Origin of the sequence: Paracoccus lutimaris, assembly GCF_003337565.1 — a bacterium.
GTDB classification, from domain to species: domain Bacteria; phylum Pseudomonadota; class Alphaproteobacteria; order Rhodobacterales; family Rhodobacteraceae; genus Paracoccus; species Paracoccus lutimaris.
Window position 1 is genome coordinate 1 of the sequence record NZ_QPJL01000007.1, and the last position, 15,974, is coordinate 15,974.

At 62.6% G+C, this 15,974-nt stretch carries 11 protein-coding genes, 2 pseudogenes and 1 CRISPR repeat array; of the genes and pseudogenes, 5 read left to right on the top strand and 8 right to left on the bottom strand.

Features of this window, described 5'->3' with window-relative positions:
• Together cas1 and cas2 are read left to right on the top strand one after the other, a co-directional pair.
• Positions 1-1,053: type II CRISPR-associated endonuclease Cas1 (gene cas1, locus DFP89_RS08045; protein ID WP_114348923.1), on the top strand; the 1,053-nt coding region annotated here is incomplete at its 5' end.
• A gap of 34 nt (positions 1,054-1,087) precedes the next feature.
• Positions 1,088-1,396: a CRISPR-associated endonuclease Cas2 gene (gene cas2, locus DFP89_RS08050; RefSeq protein WP_114348924.1), complete on the top strand. Its 309-nt coding sequence runs from the start codon at positions 1,088-1,090 to the stop codon at positions 1,394-1,396.
• A gap of 72 nt (positions 1,397-1,468) precedes the next feature.
• A CRISPR array of direct repeats spans positions 1,469-4,410; the repeat unit is 36 nt; unit sequence ATCCTAGCAGAAGAAGCGGCGTGGCCAAGCCCGGAC.
• Between the two features lie 382 nt (positions 4,411-4,792).
• Here the strand turns inward: cas2 and DFP89_RS08055 are convergent.
• Positions 4,793-5,341, bottom strand: a pseudogene (locus DFP89_RS08055) (HAD-IC family P-type ATPase); the annotation flags it as partial.
• Between the two features lie 129 nt (positions 5,342-5,470).
• Here DFP89_RS08055 and DFP89_RS08060 point away from each other — a divergent pair.
• Complete coding sequence (locus DFP89_RS08060; protein WP_231572757.1) at positions 5,471-5,971, top strand: transposase; 501 nt, start codon at positions 5,471-5,473, stop codon at positions 5,969-5,971.
• 304 nt (positions 5,972-6,275) lie between these two features.
• On the opposite strand, the gene DFP89_RS08065 is transcribed toward DFP89_RS08060, so the two are convergent.
• Complete coding sequence (locus DFP89_RS08065; protein WP_036732773.1) at positions 6,276-7,313, bottom strand: FUSC family protein; 1,038 nt, start codon at positions 7,311-7,313, stop codon at positions 6,276-6,278.
• A gap of 9 nt (positions 7,314-7,322) precedes the next feature.
• A complete protein-coding gene (locus DFP89_RS08070) occupies positions 7,323-8,561 on the bottom strand; it encodes an HlyD family secretion protein (protein WP_081969108.1) in 1,239 nt (412 codons plus the stop codon).
• 78 nt (positions 8,562-8,639) lie between these two features.
• Here DFP89_RS08070 and DFP89_RS08075 point away from each other — a divergent pair, with 78 nt between their 5' ends.
• Complete coding sequence (locus tag DFP89_RS08075; RefSeq protein WP_068767094.1) at positions 8,640-9,104, top strand: MarR family winged helix-turn-helix transcriptional regulator; 465 nt, start codon at positions 8,640-8,642, stop codon at positions 9,102-9,104.
• A gap of 372 nt (positions 9,105-9,476) precedes the next feature.
• Here the strand turns inward: DFP89_RS08075 and DFP89_RS08080 are convergent, their stop codons facing one another.
• A complete protein-coding gene (locus DFP89_RS08080; RefSeq protein WP_068767093.1) occupies positions 9,477-10,409 on the bottom strand; it encodes an IS5 family transposase in 933 nt (310 codons plus the stop codon).
• A 191-nt stretch (positions 10,410-10,600) separates the two neighbouring features.
• On the opposite strand from DFP89_RS08080, the pseudogene DFP89_RS08085 reads away from it, so the two are divergent.
• Positions 10,601-11,337 (top strand): annotated as a pseudogene (locus DFP89_RS08085) (IS5 family transposase).
• 13 nt (positions 11,338-11,350) lie between these two features.
• Here the strand turns inward: DFP89_RS08085 and gltS are convergent.
• The 4 genes from gltS to DFP89_RS08105 all read right to left on the bottom strand — a co-directional run bounded on the left by gltS (position 11,351) and on the right by DFP89_RS08105 (position 15,970).
• Positions 11,351-12,556 (bottom strand): sodium/glutamate symporter, encoded by a 1,206-nt coding sequence (gene gltS / locus DFP89_RS08090; RefSeq protein WP_114348925.1) that lies wholly within the window; start codon positions 12,554-12,556, stop codon positions 11,351-11,353.
• Between the two features lie 92 nt (positions 12,557-12,648).
• Positions 12,649-13,413, bottom strand: coding sequence for an enoyl-ACP reductase FabI (fabI, locus tag DFP89_RS08095; protein ID WP_035745640.1), 765 nt, complete (start codon positions 13,411-13,413; stop codon positions 12,649-12,651).
• On the bottom strand, positions 13,410-14,579 hold the full coding sequence (locus tag DFP89_RS08100; protein ID WP_035745643.1) for an acetate/propionate family kinase: 1,170 nt from the start codon (positions 14,577-14,579) through the stop codon (positions 13,410-13,412). Before DFP89_RS08100 ends, fabI begins: the two co-directional genes overlap by 4 nt.
• The gene (locus DFP89_RS08105; protein WP_097031787.1) at positions 14,576-15,970 is read right to left on the bottom strand and encodes a bifunctional enoyl-CoA hydratase/phosphate acetyltransferase; all 1,395 of its coding nucleotides are present in this window, start codon (positions 15,968-15,970) and stop codon (positions 14,576-14,578) included. Before DFP89_RS08105 ends, DFP89_RS08100 begins: the two co-directional genes overlap by 4 nt.
• Between the last annotated feature and the right edge of the window lie 4 nt (positions 15,971-15,974).

Consider the following 15,974-nt stretch of genomic DNA (forward strand, 5'->3'; position numbering starts at 1 on the left):
CCCCAGCTGGTTCAAGCCGGGGCAAGGTTGCACATGGGTCAATTCTCAATGACAATTTCCGCTGTTGCCGGGTCAAATCTCAGTGGCAATCAACAAGGCAGGCCAACTGGTCGGGCGCATTCCCTCAAGGAGGCTCTCATGGTTGGACGGATATTGGAACTGACGAAGCCCGGGCTCTCGGTGCACAAGCGCCGCGGGTTCTTGGCGGTGGATACAAGTGACGGCGAGGCCGGACGGATCGCCTTCGATGACGTTGAGGCGGTGCTGGTCGCCAGCCCCGGAATGGTTTGGTCGAATACAGCGCTTGCCGAACTTGGCGTCCGTCAGGTGCCGGTCATGGTGCTGGGCCATGACTTCAACCCGGTGAGTGTCATGCTCCCGCTCAACGGGCATTTCCAGCAGGCGCATCGTTTCAGGGCGCAGGCAAATGCATCCTTGCCTTTACGCAAGCAGACATGGGCCACATTGGTGCGCCACAAGATCATGGCACAGGCTGAGGCACTTGAGCGCGTGAACGAGCCGTCCGAGCGGCTGCGGCGGTTGGCCATGGCCGTAAGATCCGGCGATCCTGACAATCGCGAGGCGCAGGCCGCGCAGGCCTACTGGCCCTTGATGATGGACAAGGCGTTTCGCCGTGAGCGTGATGCATCGGGTGCAAATGCCCTGCTGAACTACGGCTATGCCGTTCTGAGAGCAGCAACTGCCCGCGCGATCGTCGCCGCAGGGTTGCATCCGTCCCTGTCAGTCCACCATCGCTCTGGTGGCGATGCGCTGGCCCTTGCCGATGATCTGATGGAGCCTTTCCGCCCCACTGTCGATCTGATCGTTCGCCGCCTGTGCGCGGAAGGTATCACCGAGGTCGCCGAAGGGCGCGGTGCGCTGGTGGCAAGCCTTGCCGCCGATTTTCCGACACCGCAGGGCGCAAGCCCCTTGTCACAGGTCCTTGTGCGCCTGGCGCAAAGCCTCGCTCAATCCTGCGAAAGCGGCAAATTGCGCCTCGCCTTTCCGGACCGGCCGATCCCCCTAGCCTCGGAAAATCACGGCGATGGGTGATAAAGGCTTCAAACAACTCTCAGGATACAGAATCATGTGGGTATGGGTACTTTTCGATCTGCCGGTGCTGACCAGTGCCGAACGCAAGCGTGCAACGCGATTTCGCAACGATCTGTTGGACCTTGGCTTTGAAATGGTTCAGTTCTCGGTATATCTTCGGCACGCATGGAGCAAAGAAAAGGCTGAGAGCTATGCAAGACAGGTTGGCAACCTCGTCCCGGACCCCGGCCATGTGCAGGTGCTGTTCTTCACGGACAAGCAATATGCCCTCAGTCAGGTCTTTAACGGCAAGCGAAGATCGAAAACGCCAGCAGAAAAACCGGCCCAACTCGTGCTGTTTTGACCAGGCAGAGGACGTTTTTATGCGGAAAAAGTCAGTAAAAATCCCCGCGCAACAAGAGGTTGCGCGGGGCTTATCCTAGCAGAAGAAGCGGCGTGGCCAAGCCCGGACGATATAGGTATTCCCGTAGAGTTGCTGCTCATCCTAGCAGAAGAAGCGGCGTGGCCAAGCCCGGACTGCGGCTGATATCGAACCCGCAGTTCGTTTATCCTAGCAGAAGAAGCGGCGTGGCCAAGCCCGGACGCCGTCACATAATCGCCGGCGATGAAGGACATCCTAGCAGAAGAAGCGGCGTGGCCAAGCCCGGACTCGCCGCCAGTCACGGTGTTGGTGATATCGATCCTAGCAGAAGAAGCGGCGTGGCCAAGCCCGGACAGAGTTCAGGGGCGCGCTCGCACTGCCTGTGATCCTAGCAGAAGAAGCGGCGTGGCCAAGCCCGGACATCAACCGCGCGACATCAGCGATAAGCTCCATCCTAGCAGAAGAAGCGGCGTGGCCAAGCCCGGACCGCAGCGGTATCCTGTTCGGCCCGTTGCGCTATCCTAGCAGAAGAAGCGGCGTGGCCAAGCCCGGACGGAATGTGTGGTGAGAGCCTGACTGGCGTCATCCTAGCAGAAGAAGCGGCGTGGCCAAGCCCGGACCTGTAGTCAGCGCGCCAGTCGGGATCGTCTATCCTAGCAGAAGAAGCGGCGTGGCCAAGCCCGGACTTTGCACGGGTCGCCCTTTGTTCATGATCAATCCTAGCAGAAGAAGCGGCGTGGCCAAGCCCGGACTGCACCCGACCGGCAACGATATCACGTCGAATCCTAGCAGAAGAAGCGGCGTGGCCAAGCCCGGACGAGGGTGGAATGAGGCAGATCAGCAACCCGATCCTAGCAGAAGAAGCGGCGTGGCCAAGCCCGGACCATCTCGGCCATTTCGTGCGCGTCATCATGATCCTAGCAGAAGAAGCGGCGTGGCCAAGCCCGGACACCGCGTCTTGCGAGGCCGAGATGATCCAGATCCTAGCAGAAGAAGCGGCGTGGCCAAGCCCGGACTGACGCCCCCGTGTCGTTTTCTCTGACGCCATCCTAGCAGAAGAAGCGGCGTGGCCAAGCCCGGACTTTCACGGCCAACGGATCATCCTCCGCCACAATCCTAGCAGAAGAAGCGGCGTGGCCAAGCCCGGACAGCATCGCGCTGCTGATCGCCGCCCACACAATCCTAGCAGAAGAAGCGGCGTGGCCAAGCCCGGACATGCCCGGCTGGCAAGGTATCCTGGAAGATATCCTAGCAGAAGAAGCGGCGTGGCCAAGCCCGGACTTCGTTCGCCTGCGCTTGGGCAGCATTGACATCCTAGCAGAAGAAGCGGCGTGGCCAAGCCCGGACTGGCGATATCATCGAGGCCGTATACCTCGTATCCTAGCAGAAGAAGCGGCGTGGCCAAGCCCGGACGGCGAACATGGGCTTTGGCGCCCCGAAGATATCCTAGCAGAAGAAGCGGCGTGGCCAAGCCCGGACGAAACTGTCCATCATGCCGGATTCCATCGGATCCTAGCAGAAGAAGCGGCGTGGCCAAGCCCGGACTTCACATGGGCGTTCAGGCGGTCGATCACCATCCTAGCAGAAGAAGCGGCGTGGCCAAGCCCGGACAAAAGATCGATCAACCAGCGCATCAGAACTATCCTAGCAGAAGAAGCGGCGTGGCCAAGCCCGGACAGCAGGGTCTGCCTGCTGTGTTCCGCCCATATCCTAGCAGAAGAAGCGGCGTGGCCAAGCCCGGACAGCAGGGTCTGCCTGCTGTGTTCCGCCCATATCCTAGCAGAAGAAGCGGCGTGGCCAAGCCCGGACAGCAGGGTCTGCCTGCTGTGTTCCGCCCATATCCTAGCAGAAGAAGCGGCGTGGCCAAGCCCGGACGTTGAAGGCGTGCGCAACGAAAGCTGGCGCATCCTAGCAGAAGAAGCGGCGTGGCCAAGCCCGGACCGGTTTCGATGGGTAACGCCTTCGCCGGTGATCCTAGCAGAAGAAGCGGCGTGGCCAAGCCCGGACGACGATTGCATTGCCGTAGCCCCGCAGGAGATCCTAGCAGAAGAAGCGGCGTGGCCAAGCCCGGACGACGATTGCATTGCCGTAGCCCCGCAGGAGATCCTAGCAGAAGAAGCGGCGTGGCCAAGCCCGGACGACGATTGCATTGCCGTAGCCCCGCAGGAGATCCTAGCAGAAGAAGCGGCGTGGCCAAGCCCGGACCCCAGCCAAGAGCGTGACCCTCATGGCTTGATCCTAGCAGAAGAAGCGGCGTGGCCAAGCCCGGACTGAACCCGACCACTGCGCCCGCATCTGGCGATCCTAGCAGAAGAAGCGGCGTGGCCAAGCCCGGACTTCAGCATTTGGCCGGGCGCAAAGACCGCCATCCTAGCAGAAGAAGCGGCGTGGCCAAGCCCGGACGTGAGCTGGACATACCCGCGGCCGAGCCAGATCCTAGCAGAAGAAGCGGCGTGGCCAAGCCCGGACCGACCATAGTAGCGCCAGTTGTACTGTTTGATCCTAGCAGAAGAAGCGGCGTGGCCAAGCCCGGACACCGCCCTGCGCACCGTGGACGCCGCACGGATCCTAGCAGAAGAAGCGGCGTGGCCAAGCCCGGACGTCACCGACGAACTCGTCAACCTGCTCCCTATCCTAGCAGAAGAAGCGGCGTGGCCAAGCCCGGACTATGCCGTGATCCGCGCGATCTACGGCAGCATCCTAGCAGAAGAAGCGGCGTGGCCAAGCCCGGACTGCAGCGCCCGAACCAATGCGGCAGGGTCGATCCTAGCAGAAGAAGCGGCGTGGCCAAGCCCGGACCCTTACCCTTGCCATCAGGACGCAGGAACGATCCTAGCAGAAGAAGCGGCGTGGCCAAGCCCGGACAACATTTGCCAACACATCCGCGAAGCTCTCATCCTAGCAGAAGAAGCGGCGTGGCCAAGCCCGGACTAAAACAAGTATCTATCAAACTAGGCACAATCCTAGCAGAAGAAGCGGCGTGGCCGAGCCCGGACGAGAATTGCTGTGAAACCGCCCCCCCCCCCGGCTGCGCGCATCCAAAAAGTAGGTTTGGATTTCAGGACCGGCTGCACTGGAAATGGTATTACGAAACGACCAATTCGAAATTCGAACTTTTACGATAAATATCAATAACTTATAGAAATTCACCAGAACATCGCAGGCAACAGGTCCGGAGAATATCCACCCAGAGAGACTACTTTCGGGCCTCCTAGCAACGAGGCCGGTTAACATCCCCCCCGCATAACCCTCGAAAACAACGGAAAAATCCGGCTGCAGCCGGATCGGGAGAACGCTTTCGCGAGGGCAAGTGGCGGAGGGGATGGGCCTGATATCCAACCTTCTCCATGTCGGAAACGAGTTGGAGAGTCGTCGCGTTCAACCGGCGCGCCGCGGGATCTTCCTGCGGTAGGCATGCCGTTGGACGGGAGCAACGATGCTGGCGGCCGTCGCGACCTGATCTCGTGACGTTGGCTTGGCTTTGCCGCGCCTGATAGGGTCCCTCAGCAAGCGCAGGCCGTTGAGCACCACCAGAACCGTTCCGCCTTCGCGACCGATCACGGCGAGCGGTAGGGGAAGCTCGAAGAACAGGCCGCCCGTGACAAGGATCGCCATCGCACCCATGGCGAAGGCGAGGTTCTGCCGGATGATCCGCGAGGTGCGGCGCGCCAGGCGATGGGCTTCCGCAAGACGCCCCATATCCTCCGAAAGAAGAGCCACGTCCGCCGCCTGCAGTGCGACGTCCGACCCGGCGGCGCCCATAGCGATACCCACATCGGCGCGAGCCAGGGCCGCTGCGTCATTGACGCCATCGCCGACGAAGGCGACCTTGCCGCGGGCAGCCAGTTCGCCAGCCATCCGGACCTTGTCCTCCGGAAGCATGTCGGCGTGGATTTCCTCGGGCCTCAGGCCAAGCTCTTCGCCTATGCCCGTGCGCCGTCATTGGAAAAGGTGATTGCCGCCGGCGCCGATTTCATCGTCCGCTCAGGTTGGCGCACCATACGCATCGTCATTATGGATGGCCATCCGGTCGACTGGAATGCCGTTTATGCGCCGATGCGGATTGGCCAAGTCCGCGAGATCGATGTCTTCATCGAACACTCTGGCCACAAGCAGAAGGGACGCGGCAAGCCTCTGTTTCAGGCAAGGCTCATCATCAAACGGAAAGATGCCGAAGCGGCGGAACGCTCCTTGAAGTCGGCAATAAGTAGACATCAGCGCCGCCGTTCCAGTCAGGTCATGCTGCCGACAACCGTCGCGGCGACGGGGTTCGTCATGTTGCTGACGTCGATCCCGGCAGCCGACATGACGGCTAAAGCCGTTCTGGACGTCTATCGGCTGCGCTGGCAGATCGAACTCGCCTTCAAGCGTCTCAAGAGTGGTCTTGGCATCCACAAGCTTCCGGCCAGGGACGTGCGATTGGCCAGAACCTGGCTGACGGCGCATCTTATCCTGGCGCTGATGATCGAAGAGGCCGTCACCGACGTTCTCGACTCTCCCCCCTGCGACGACGAAACCGTGGTCAACCAGGCCCATGTCGCTGTGGCGGCTGCATAGCCTCCTACGGCATGCGATCCTCACCGTTATCTTGACGGTGCGAACGGCGAGCGAAATCTCGAACAGCTTCGCCGGCATCATGCGCCACATTTGCGATCCACCGAGACGCAGGAAGAACCAGGCTGCTGATGCAAGGAATGCAACCATCCCCTTGACTTAACGCTTGTGGGGCATGGCCTTCCCTTTCGTAGGTAGTTCGCGGAGGGGTGTCAATCAGGCGACAGATCCGGATGACGCTGGACCCGACTGCACCGGGCTGAAGACCTGCACCGATCGCGGGCACGCCGCTATGCTGGCGGGACAATCACGGCTCCGGGACAATCAGCCTGTCATGCGCTTCGTCGCCGATCAACAGGCGTTCGAGGAGGGCTGTCAGGAATGCGGCTCCGACCGCTCCGACAAGCGTGAGCACGATGCGCAGCGTGCTGGCCGAAACCGGGTTCTGCGTCGACAACGCGCCGGCCACGAGCGAGATCATGACCGAGAAAGCGAACTGGTAGACCATCGGCGGATGGGAGCCGTTCATCATCCGGCTCGCGAGAAAGAGACCACCCAGGAACACAAGGATCAGCAGGACGGGAAAGTGCGCCATGTAGTCGAAGGAATAGAGGATGGCGAACGAGATCGCCGCGCCAATCATCGTGGCGAGAGTACGTTCCCACGCCTCGGCATAGAGCTGTTCGCGTGTCGGAAATACCAGCACGAAGACGGCGGCGACGGCGAGCATCAGATTGGCCGCATCGAGAACGGCATAGAGCCAGAACGACAGGAGCAGCAGGACGCCGCCCCGGATGAATGCGCGCAGCACGTGATGGCCTTCGCTGGCCGGCTGGTAGATCTCGACCATCATTTCCTTCGCACGCGGCGGGAACACAGCGTAGAGAAGGGGTATGGCGACAAGGGCGCACAGGCTCGCCTCGATGAAGCCGTCGCGCATGTAGTCCATCATCACGGCGGACGACATGCGCATGACGGACATCAGAACCGCGACGATCGCGACCAGCATGCCGATCGGGTTGCCGGTGCTGAGGATGATGTAATAGGACAGAACGCACAGCGCGCCCGTCAGCGTGATGAGAACCAGCGGCATCGGCCGCGCCAATTCCACCAGCCCGGATATCAAGATCACCATGATGATCATCGCCACAGGCCCGCCGACCGCCTTCTTCGGATCGAACGCCTTGCGCATGCCGGCCATCAGGCCGACGATCAGCGCCGGGGGCAACATCGGCATCGGTGACTGAAGCAGGATCGCCAGGCCGAAGCCGACGACCGCCGCGCTCGACAGCCGGACCGCGAACAGCGGATCGTCATCGACATGCGGGCGCGGTGCGACATACATGGATCGACCTCAATACAGATAGGATAGCCAGGACTGTATCTTGAGAAGTGTCGAGGCCACGCCCGAGATCGGCGTTCCGGTCCCTCCCGCATAGACGACGACGCTGACCTTGGCGCCTGCCTTGACGGTCAATGGCCACGCCTGCATGCCGCCCTCAAGCTCGATGTGGACCGGCATGCGGCGGGCCGGCTCGAACCACTGGTTTTCCGGACGGTTCTGCATCAGGCCGCCGGCCGAGGTGCGGCCCGGATCGATACCCCATGCGATCGAATGGACGCGCCCCCTGAAGGTCTGGCCCGGCATGGCGTCGAACAGGATTTCCACTTCGTCGCCGGGTTCGATGTTGCCGATCTGGTTCTCACGCAGATCGGCGGTGATCCACGCTCCGCGCGAATCGAAGAAGGTCATTACGGGCGAGCCCGCCGCCGCGAACTGACCGATGGCAAGTTGCAGGTTGGTGACGACGCCACGGGTCGGCGCGGTGACGGTCGAATAGAGAAGGTTGAGCTGCGCCTGCTCCAGTTGGAGTTGCGCCGCCATGATCTGCGGATTTGACGCGCCGCCGTCCTTGCCCAGTTGCAGCAGGGCGCTTTGCAGGTCGGCCTCGGCGGCTTCGAGTTGGGCTTCGGCGACACGCAACTCGGCCCTTGCGTTGTCGACCTGCGCCTGGGTCACCACTCCTCGCTCGAAGAGCGACGCGGTCCGGTTGGCGGCGGTGCGCGCGTTCTCGAGACTGGCCCGCGCCTGGGACACGCGTGCCTGAGACGAGGCGATCGCCGCTGCCGAGGCGTCAGTCGCCTGAACGGCCTGCGCCAGACCAACCTCCGCCTGACGGACCGCCAGTTCGAATGGACGGCGGTCGAGCTGGAACAGCGGCTCGTCCTGATCGACGATCGTGTTGTCCTCGACGAAGACTTCGGTCACCTGCCCGGCGACCCTCGGGGCAATCTGCGCAACATAGGCCGACACCGTGCCTCTCGACGAATAGGGCGCGAGCCGGTCCGAGACCGCATACCAACTGACGAACACCGCCAGGACAACCACGAGCAGCGCCGCGATTTTCTTTGCGGGGTTTCCTCGATTTCCGGGCAACGGCTCCGCATTGGGAGCAGCTTCGTCCTCGAGGGTGACGGGAGCCGATTCAGGCTCCGGCTCACTTGCATCTTGCCTGGTGACCAGTGGTGTCGCCGGCGCGTGTTCAACGTCACCGGCATCGTCTCCAGGCTGTGGGGTCCTCTCGGTTGTCATGCGGAACAATCCATCTGGCGCTGTGGGCAAGTCGGCATTATATGTGCTGTCAAGTAACTCTATGGTAGAGCCATATAGATGCAACGGCACGACATGACAAGGGCAGCGGATTCCCGATTGGAAAAGGAGCAACAGTTGCGGCGCGATTTGCGGTCGGTGCTTCGCAAGGTGCTAAGGCTGGACGCCACCGTCGCACGCAGGCTGGGTATCCACGGAACCGATCTCGCTTCGCTGGAATTGCTGGAGACGGCCGACGAGCCGGTGACGCCGACAATGCTGTCGGACTATCTCGGCATCTCGACCGGCTCGGCGACCGCGGCGATCGACCGGCTGGAACGGGCGGGCTTCGTCCGGCGCGTTCCCAACAGCCACGACCGGCGCGGCATCATCATCGAACCCGTAGAGGGCCAGCAGGAGCGGTTGCTTTCGGCATACCATCAGCTCCGGTCGCGCTATGCCGAATTGATCGAAGGCATTTCCGACGACGAACTCGACGTGATCAACCGCTTCCTCAAGGGGATAGAGCGGATAGAACTGTCCTGAAACCCGGATTCGACAGTTTCGCCGCAGATGGAAAGACACGCCGCCGCATGCGCACGCCGGTCTCCCGCGCCGTCGCTTCGAGATCAACGGATTGCGACAGCCGCGTTATCAGAGACTGCCAGTCCGATCAGGGCCTGCCAGTTAATGTTTATGGAATCGGTCGTTCGCATCTGCCCGAGGAATTGCATCATGATTCCAAGTGCCCACCCTTAAGTTAGCGCCTATGGGGATGCCCCCCCCCGCAGCCATCAACAAAAAGCCCGGCGTGGCCGGGCTCGGGCAGTCGATCAGGAGAATCGGATATTGAGGCGATAGCGGGGCATTGTTGCAGAACGGCGTTCTGAGGCGTGAGGGCCCCTTTCCCCGTAAGGTTCAGGCCACGCGGACGATCTCGGCTGTTCCGAGGGCGTTGAAGCGGTTCATGAGGGCGACGCGGATGTGGATTTCGGCGGTCTGGCGGTCGGGGTCTCTCGCGGCGATGCGCTCGCCGAAGGACTTGAGGCAGCGCATCTTTGCTTCGACGCGGCTGCGGGCATGGTATCCGGTCAAGCGCTTCCAGAACGCGCGTCCATAATGGCGCGTGGCCCGGAGGGTTTCGTTGCGCGCCCGGGCCGCCGGGCAGTCCTCTTTCCACGGACGACCGTTCTTGCGGATTGGGATGATCGCCGTGCCGCCGCGCGAGATAACGGCGCTGTGGCAGCGGCGGGTGTCGTAGGCGCCGTCCGCAGTCACGGTGCCGATGTCTTCGCCTTGGGGGATCTGGTCGAGCAGGTCGGGCAGGACAGGGCTGTCGCCTTCCCGGCTGGGGGTGAACTCGATGGCGCGGATGTCCGAGGTGGCGGTGTCCATGGCCAGATGCACCTTGCGCCATTGGCGGCGGCCTTGAACACCATGCTTGCGGGCATGCCATTCGCCGTCGCCAAGAAACTTGATGCCGGTGCTGTCCACCAGCAGATTCAGCGGCCCGTCGGCACGGCGATAGGGGATCTGCACCTTGAGGGTCTTCTGTCTGCGGCACAGCGTAGAGTAGTCGGGAACGGGCCAGTCCAATCCCGCGAGCCGCAGGAGGCTCGCGACCATCCCGACTGTCTGCCTGAGCGGCAGCTTGAACAGCACCTTGATCGACAGGCAGAACTGGATCGCTGCATTGGAGAAGACCGGCGGGCGCCCTGGGCGCCCCTCATGCGACGCGTGCCAGGCCATCTCCTTGTCCAGCCAGATCAGCAACGACCCGCGCTTGCGGAGCGCAGCGTTGTAGACTGACCAGTTCGTCGTGCGGTAGCGGGCGGGCTTGGGCTTGCTCATGCCGCCCGTCTAACCGCATGGATTCGTGATGTGAATCCTTCACGGCGAGAGTTCTGCAACAACGCCCCTCCCATCAATGATGGCAAATTCGGTTCCAGATGACTAGGGCGTGTTGACGTTTGAGGATTTCCAAACTGATCGCTGGCTGATTCAAGGCTGCCAAATGGGAGGCAACCTTGATCCGCACGACGTTGACCGACACACAATGGGCACTTATCGCTCCACATTGCCTTGGCCGGGAATGTGACCCTGGCCGCACCGGCCCCGCCCCTCGGCTTTTTGTTGAGACGGTTCTCTGGATAGTCCGGACCGGTTGTCCATGGCGCGACTTGCCGGCGGATTTCGGCAAGTGGAACTCAGTGTTCAAGCGGTTCCGGCGATGGGTAAAGGCCGATGCGTTCTACCGCATGTTCCGAGCCCTGGCTGAAGATGCCGATTTTGGATACGCCATGATCGACGGCAGCATCGTCAAGGTTCACCGCCACGGACAGGGCGCAAAAGGGGGACGCAAAGCCAGGCCATCGGGCGCTCTCGCGGAGGGATAACAACCAAGATCATGGCTTTGGCCGATGCGGTCGGCAACCTGACCGACTTTCGGCTGCTGCCGGGACAGGCCCATGATCTGCGCGGCACAGGGGCGCTGATCGATGGCCTGACGTGTGGCCAACTTCTTGCCGACCGGGCGTTCGATGCCGATTGGCTGCGCGAGGCGCTAACCGGTGCAGGGATCGAGCCGGTCATTCCGCCAAAGTCCAACCGCCGCTTCCCCGCCGAATTCGACCGCGAAACCTGCAAGTGGCGGCACCTGATCGAGAACCTCTTCGGCAGGCTCAAGGAATACAGAGGCATCGCCATGCGCTGCTGCAAGACTGATGAAAGTTTCAGCGCCTTCATTGCTCTCGCCGCAACCGTCATCCGACTCCGGTGAACGTCAACACACCCTAGCCGACCAGCGCCGAGATGATCAGCGCGTTGACGATATCGATGAAAAAGCCGGAGACCAGCGGCACGATCACAAAGGCCCGGTGCGCCGCGCCATGTTGCTGCGCCACGGCGGTCATATTGGCGATGGCGGTGGCGGTTGAGCCGAGCGTGATACCGCCAAACCCGGCCGAGATCACCGCCGCCTCATAATCGCGCCCCATCGCGGGGAACACGACCCAAATCGTGAATCCGACCGTCAGCAGGATCTGCATCACAAGGGCGGCGGTAATGAACAGAAGGACGCCGTTCAGCTCCCAGACCTGCAGGCCCATCAGCGCCATGATCAGGAAAAGCCCGAGTGACAGATCCGAGATCAGCGCCAGCGCATCATCGACCCCAGGCCAGATCCGCCGCACTAACCGCCTCGGGGCCAGCGGCAAAAGGTTGCGCAGCACGATCCCCGCGACAAGGCAGCTGACAAAGGCTGGAAGCGTGACGCCGGCCGCCGTGATCGCCTCATGCAGCGCCAGCCCGATCAGCACGGTGACATTCAGCGCCAGGATCGACCAGAGGATGCAGAAGTAATCCATCCGGACCGCGCGCCCCTCATTCGGAACGCCGATGTCCAGATCGCGCTTGTTTTCCGCCTTCAGCCCGCCCCGCCGGATCAGGAGCGCCGCAATCGGCCCGCCGATCACACAGGCCGCGATTAGCCCGACAGTATTGGCCGCGACCCCCAGTTCCAGCGCATTCGTGATCCCCAGCTTTTCGGCGAATATCGGTGCCCAGGCCAGCGTGGTGCCAACGCCGCCGGTCAGCGAAACCGAGCCGACCATCAGCCCGGCCTTCGGCTCCATTCCAAAGAGCCTCGCCAGCCCCATCCCCGCGAAGTTCTGCAAAAGGATGAAGCTGGTCGCAAGGATCAACAGGATCACCAACGGCCTGCCCCCCGCAAGCAGCGTGCGGATATCGGATTTCAGCCCGATACCGGCAAAGAACACCAGCAGCAGGAAATCACGGATCCCCACCTCGAATGAGACCTTCAGATCGAACAGCGCCCAGAGGAGCCCCGTTACCGCGATACAGAGAAAGCCGCCCGCCACCGGCTCGGGGATCGAATAGCGGCGCAGAAGATCAATGTTCAGGGTCAGGATCTTGCCCGCGATCAGCAAGACCACGGCAAGATTGAAGGAATGGAAGGGATGAACCGTAAAGAAGGTCACGCGGCGGCGCCTGTCAGAATGCTGTCAACTGATGTTGATTCCGCTTTGCCCCGGATCCGCCTTCCGGTCAAGGGCGGGGCCCCGCGCCTGCCTCAGGCGGTGGTGTGAAATCCGTTATCGGCATAGACCACCGATCCGCTCATGGGACTTGCGGCCTCGGTTGCCAGAAAGGCCGCCAGTGTACCGATCTCTTCGATGCTTACCAGTTTTCCCGCAGGCGTACGGGCGCGAATCTTATCCATCAGCGCATCGAACCGGTCGATCCCCGAGGCGGCGCGGGTCTTGACCGGACCGGTTGAAAGCGAAAAGGCACGAATCCCTTCGCCCGCCAGATCGGCCGCCGCATAGCGGACCGAAGCCTCCAGCGCGGCCTTTACCGGACCCATGAGGTTGTAATTCTCGACCACCCGATCCGCGCCGTAAAAGCTGACCGTGATCAGCGAACCACCCGCCTGCATCAAAGGCCGCGCCAGCCGCGCCATGCGCAGGAAGGAGTGGCAAGAGATATCCATCGCCGTCGCAAAACCTTCGGCCGAAGCGTTGACAACGCTGGTGTGCAGATCCTCGCGCGGGGCGAAGGCGATGGCATGAAGCAGAAAATCAAGCCGCCCCCATTCAGCGGTAATTCGGTCAAACACGGCTTCCAACTGCCCGGGTTCACGCACATCGCAAGGAAGGAACAGCGGCGCACCCACTTCCTGCGCCACGGGTTCGACCCATGGCCGGGCCTTTTCATTAAGAAAGGTCAGCGCCAGCTCTGCCCCCGCCGCGCGAAAGGCCCTGGCGCAACCGGCGGCGATGCTGGCCTCATTCGCCACGCCAACCACGAGGCCGCGTTTGCCTTTCAGATCAATCATGTCGCTGCCTCTTCGCTGACGGCCTCCTGGGCGATGATGCTTTCCTCATCGGTCGGAATGACAAGAAGCTGCACCCGGCTGGCGGCGGTGCTGATCCTGCGCGACCCTGCTTCATTGGCATCGGGGTCAAGCTCTGCCCCAAGCCAGGCCAGCCGCGCGGCGACACGGGCGCGGATACCGGGCTGATGCTCGCCGATTCCTGCCGTGAAGACCAGCGCATCGATCCCGCCCATGCTGGTCGCCAACCGTGCCACCTCGCCCGCGATGCGCAGGCAAAAGAGGTCGATCGCCTCGGCAGCCTCTGGGCGCGTGCTGGCCATCAGCTCGCGGCTGTCAGCCTCGAAACCCGACACGCCCAGAAGGCCGCTTTCACGATAGAGCATGGTCTCGACCTGTTTCAGGCTTTGCCCCATTTCGCCCATCAGATGCAGGATCACGCCGGGGTCCAGCGCACCCGAACGCGTCGCCATCGGGATGCCGTCCAGCGTCGAAAACCCCATCGAGCTGTCGATGCTCTTGCCGCCCCGGATCGCACAAAGGCTTGCGCCGCTGCCCAGATGTGCGGCGACCACCTTTGCATCGGTGGCCAGATCGCCCAGTTGCCCGGCGATATAGCGGTAGGAGAGACCATGAAAGCCATAGCGCTTGATCCCCTGATCATAAAGCGCGCGCGGCAGGGCAAAGCGGCGGATCAGGGGCGGGTTGGTGGCATGAAACGCCGTGTCGAAAGAGGCTGTCTGTGGCACATCGGGGTAAAGCCCCCGCATCGCCCGGATCAGCGCAAGGCTTTGCGGCTGATGCAGCGGCGCAAGCCGCGCCAGCGCGTCGATCTGCGCGATCACCTGATCGGTGATCCGGGCTGGTCCTGTGAAGACATCGCCGCCATGCACAACCCGATGGCCGATCACCGCAAGGCGCGAAAGATTGAAATGCCCGGCCAGCCAGGCAAAAGCCTGGTTCAGCACGGCTGTCAGATCGCCGGGATCCGCTGTGATCGGGCCTGAAAAGGTCTTGCCCTCGCGCGTCAGGCGCACTTCGAAAGGCTCATCGCGGAAATCGATCACGCCCGACGCCAGCGGGCGCGGCGCGGCGGCCTCCAGTGCGTAAAACCCCAGCTTGATAGTCGAGGATCCGGTGTTGAATGTCAGGATCAGATCGCGGGTCACGCCTTCCCCTCCGCTTTGCGGACCGCGACCAGCTTGGCCAGCGCAGCCGAGGCGATGCGGGCCGATAAAGGATCCGCCCGGCTTGTCAGAACGATTGGCACCCGTGCGCCCAGAACCAGCCCCGCGGCCGTGGCGCCCGCGAAATAGATCAGCTGTTTGGCAAGCATGTTCCCGGCCTCGAGATCCGGCACCACAAGAATATCGGCCTCGCCCGCCACCTGCGAGACGATGCCCTTCGTCGCCACCGCCTCGGGGCTGATCGCATTGTCGAAGGCCAGCGGCCCGTCAACCAGCGCGCCCGTGATCTGCCCTCGAGCCGCCATCACCGTCAGCGCGGCGGCATCCAGCGTGGCGGGCATCGTCGCGTTCACCGTCTCGACCGCCGCCAGCACCGCGACCTTCGGCTGATCGCGCCCCAGAAGCCGCATCAGATCGACGGCATTCTGGCAGATGTCGCGCTTATGCTCTAATGTCGGTGCGATATTGATCGCGGCATCGGTGACGATCACCGGCTTGCGATAGGCGGGCACATCCATCGCATAGACATGGCTGATCCGGCGTTCGGTGCGCAGGCCGCCGCTTTTCGAAACCACCGCCGCAAGCAGTTCATCGGAATGCAGGCTGCCCTTGACCAGCACCTGGACGTTGCCACAGGCCGCCAGTTCCACCGCCCGCGCCGCCGCTGCATGGCTGTGCTCTGTCTCCTCGATCCGGAAGCCGTCAAGCGAGACCCCGGCCTCGGCGGCCGCCGCGCGAATCTTTGCGCCGGGACCGATCAGGATCGGGTCAAGCAGGCCTTCGTCGCGCACCTCGATCGCGCCAAGGATCGCGGATTTCGAACAGGGATGCACCACCGCCGCCCGCACCGGGGGCAATGCGCGGGCCTCTTCGACAAAGCCCTGCCAGCGCCCCTTCGGCAAGACCACCGCCTCGGGAAGGTCACCCGGCACCCAGGTCACCTGCTCGACCGGGGCCAGCACCAGCGCCTCGCCCGAAAGCACCACCTCGCCCCGCTGATTGCGGGCGGTGGTCGTCAGGCGGACACGGTTCTTGCCCTCGATCAGCTCGGCCACTTCAACTTCGGCGGTGATGGTATCGCCTGGCGAAACCGGCTTGTTAAAGCGGATCTGCTGGTCGAGATAGATCGTCCCCGGCCCCGGCAGGCGGGTGCCCAGCACCGCCGAAATCAGCGCCGCAGTCCACATGCCGTGCACCACGACATGGCCAAACGGCCCATGGGCGGCGAAACCGGCATCCAGATGCGCGGGGTTGGCGTCGCCGGAAACAGCGGCGAACAATTCAATATCCTTGGGACCGACGTGGCGGACAAGACTGGCGCGGTCGCCGATTTTCATCTGGTGAAACAGATAGTTGGTCAGAGTGCCGGTCATCTTG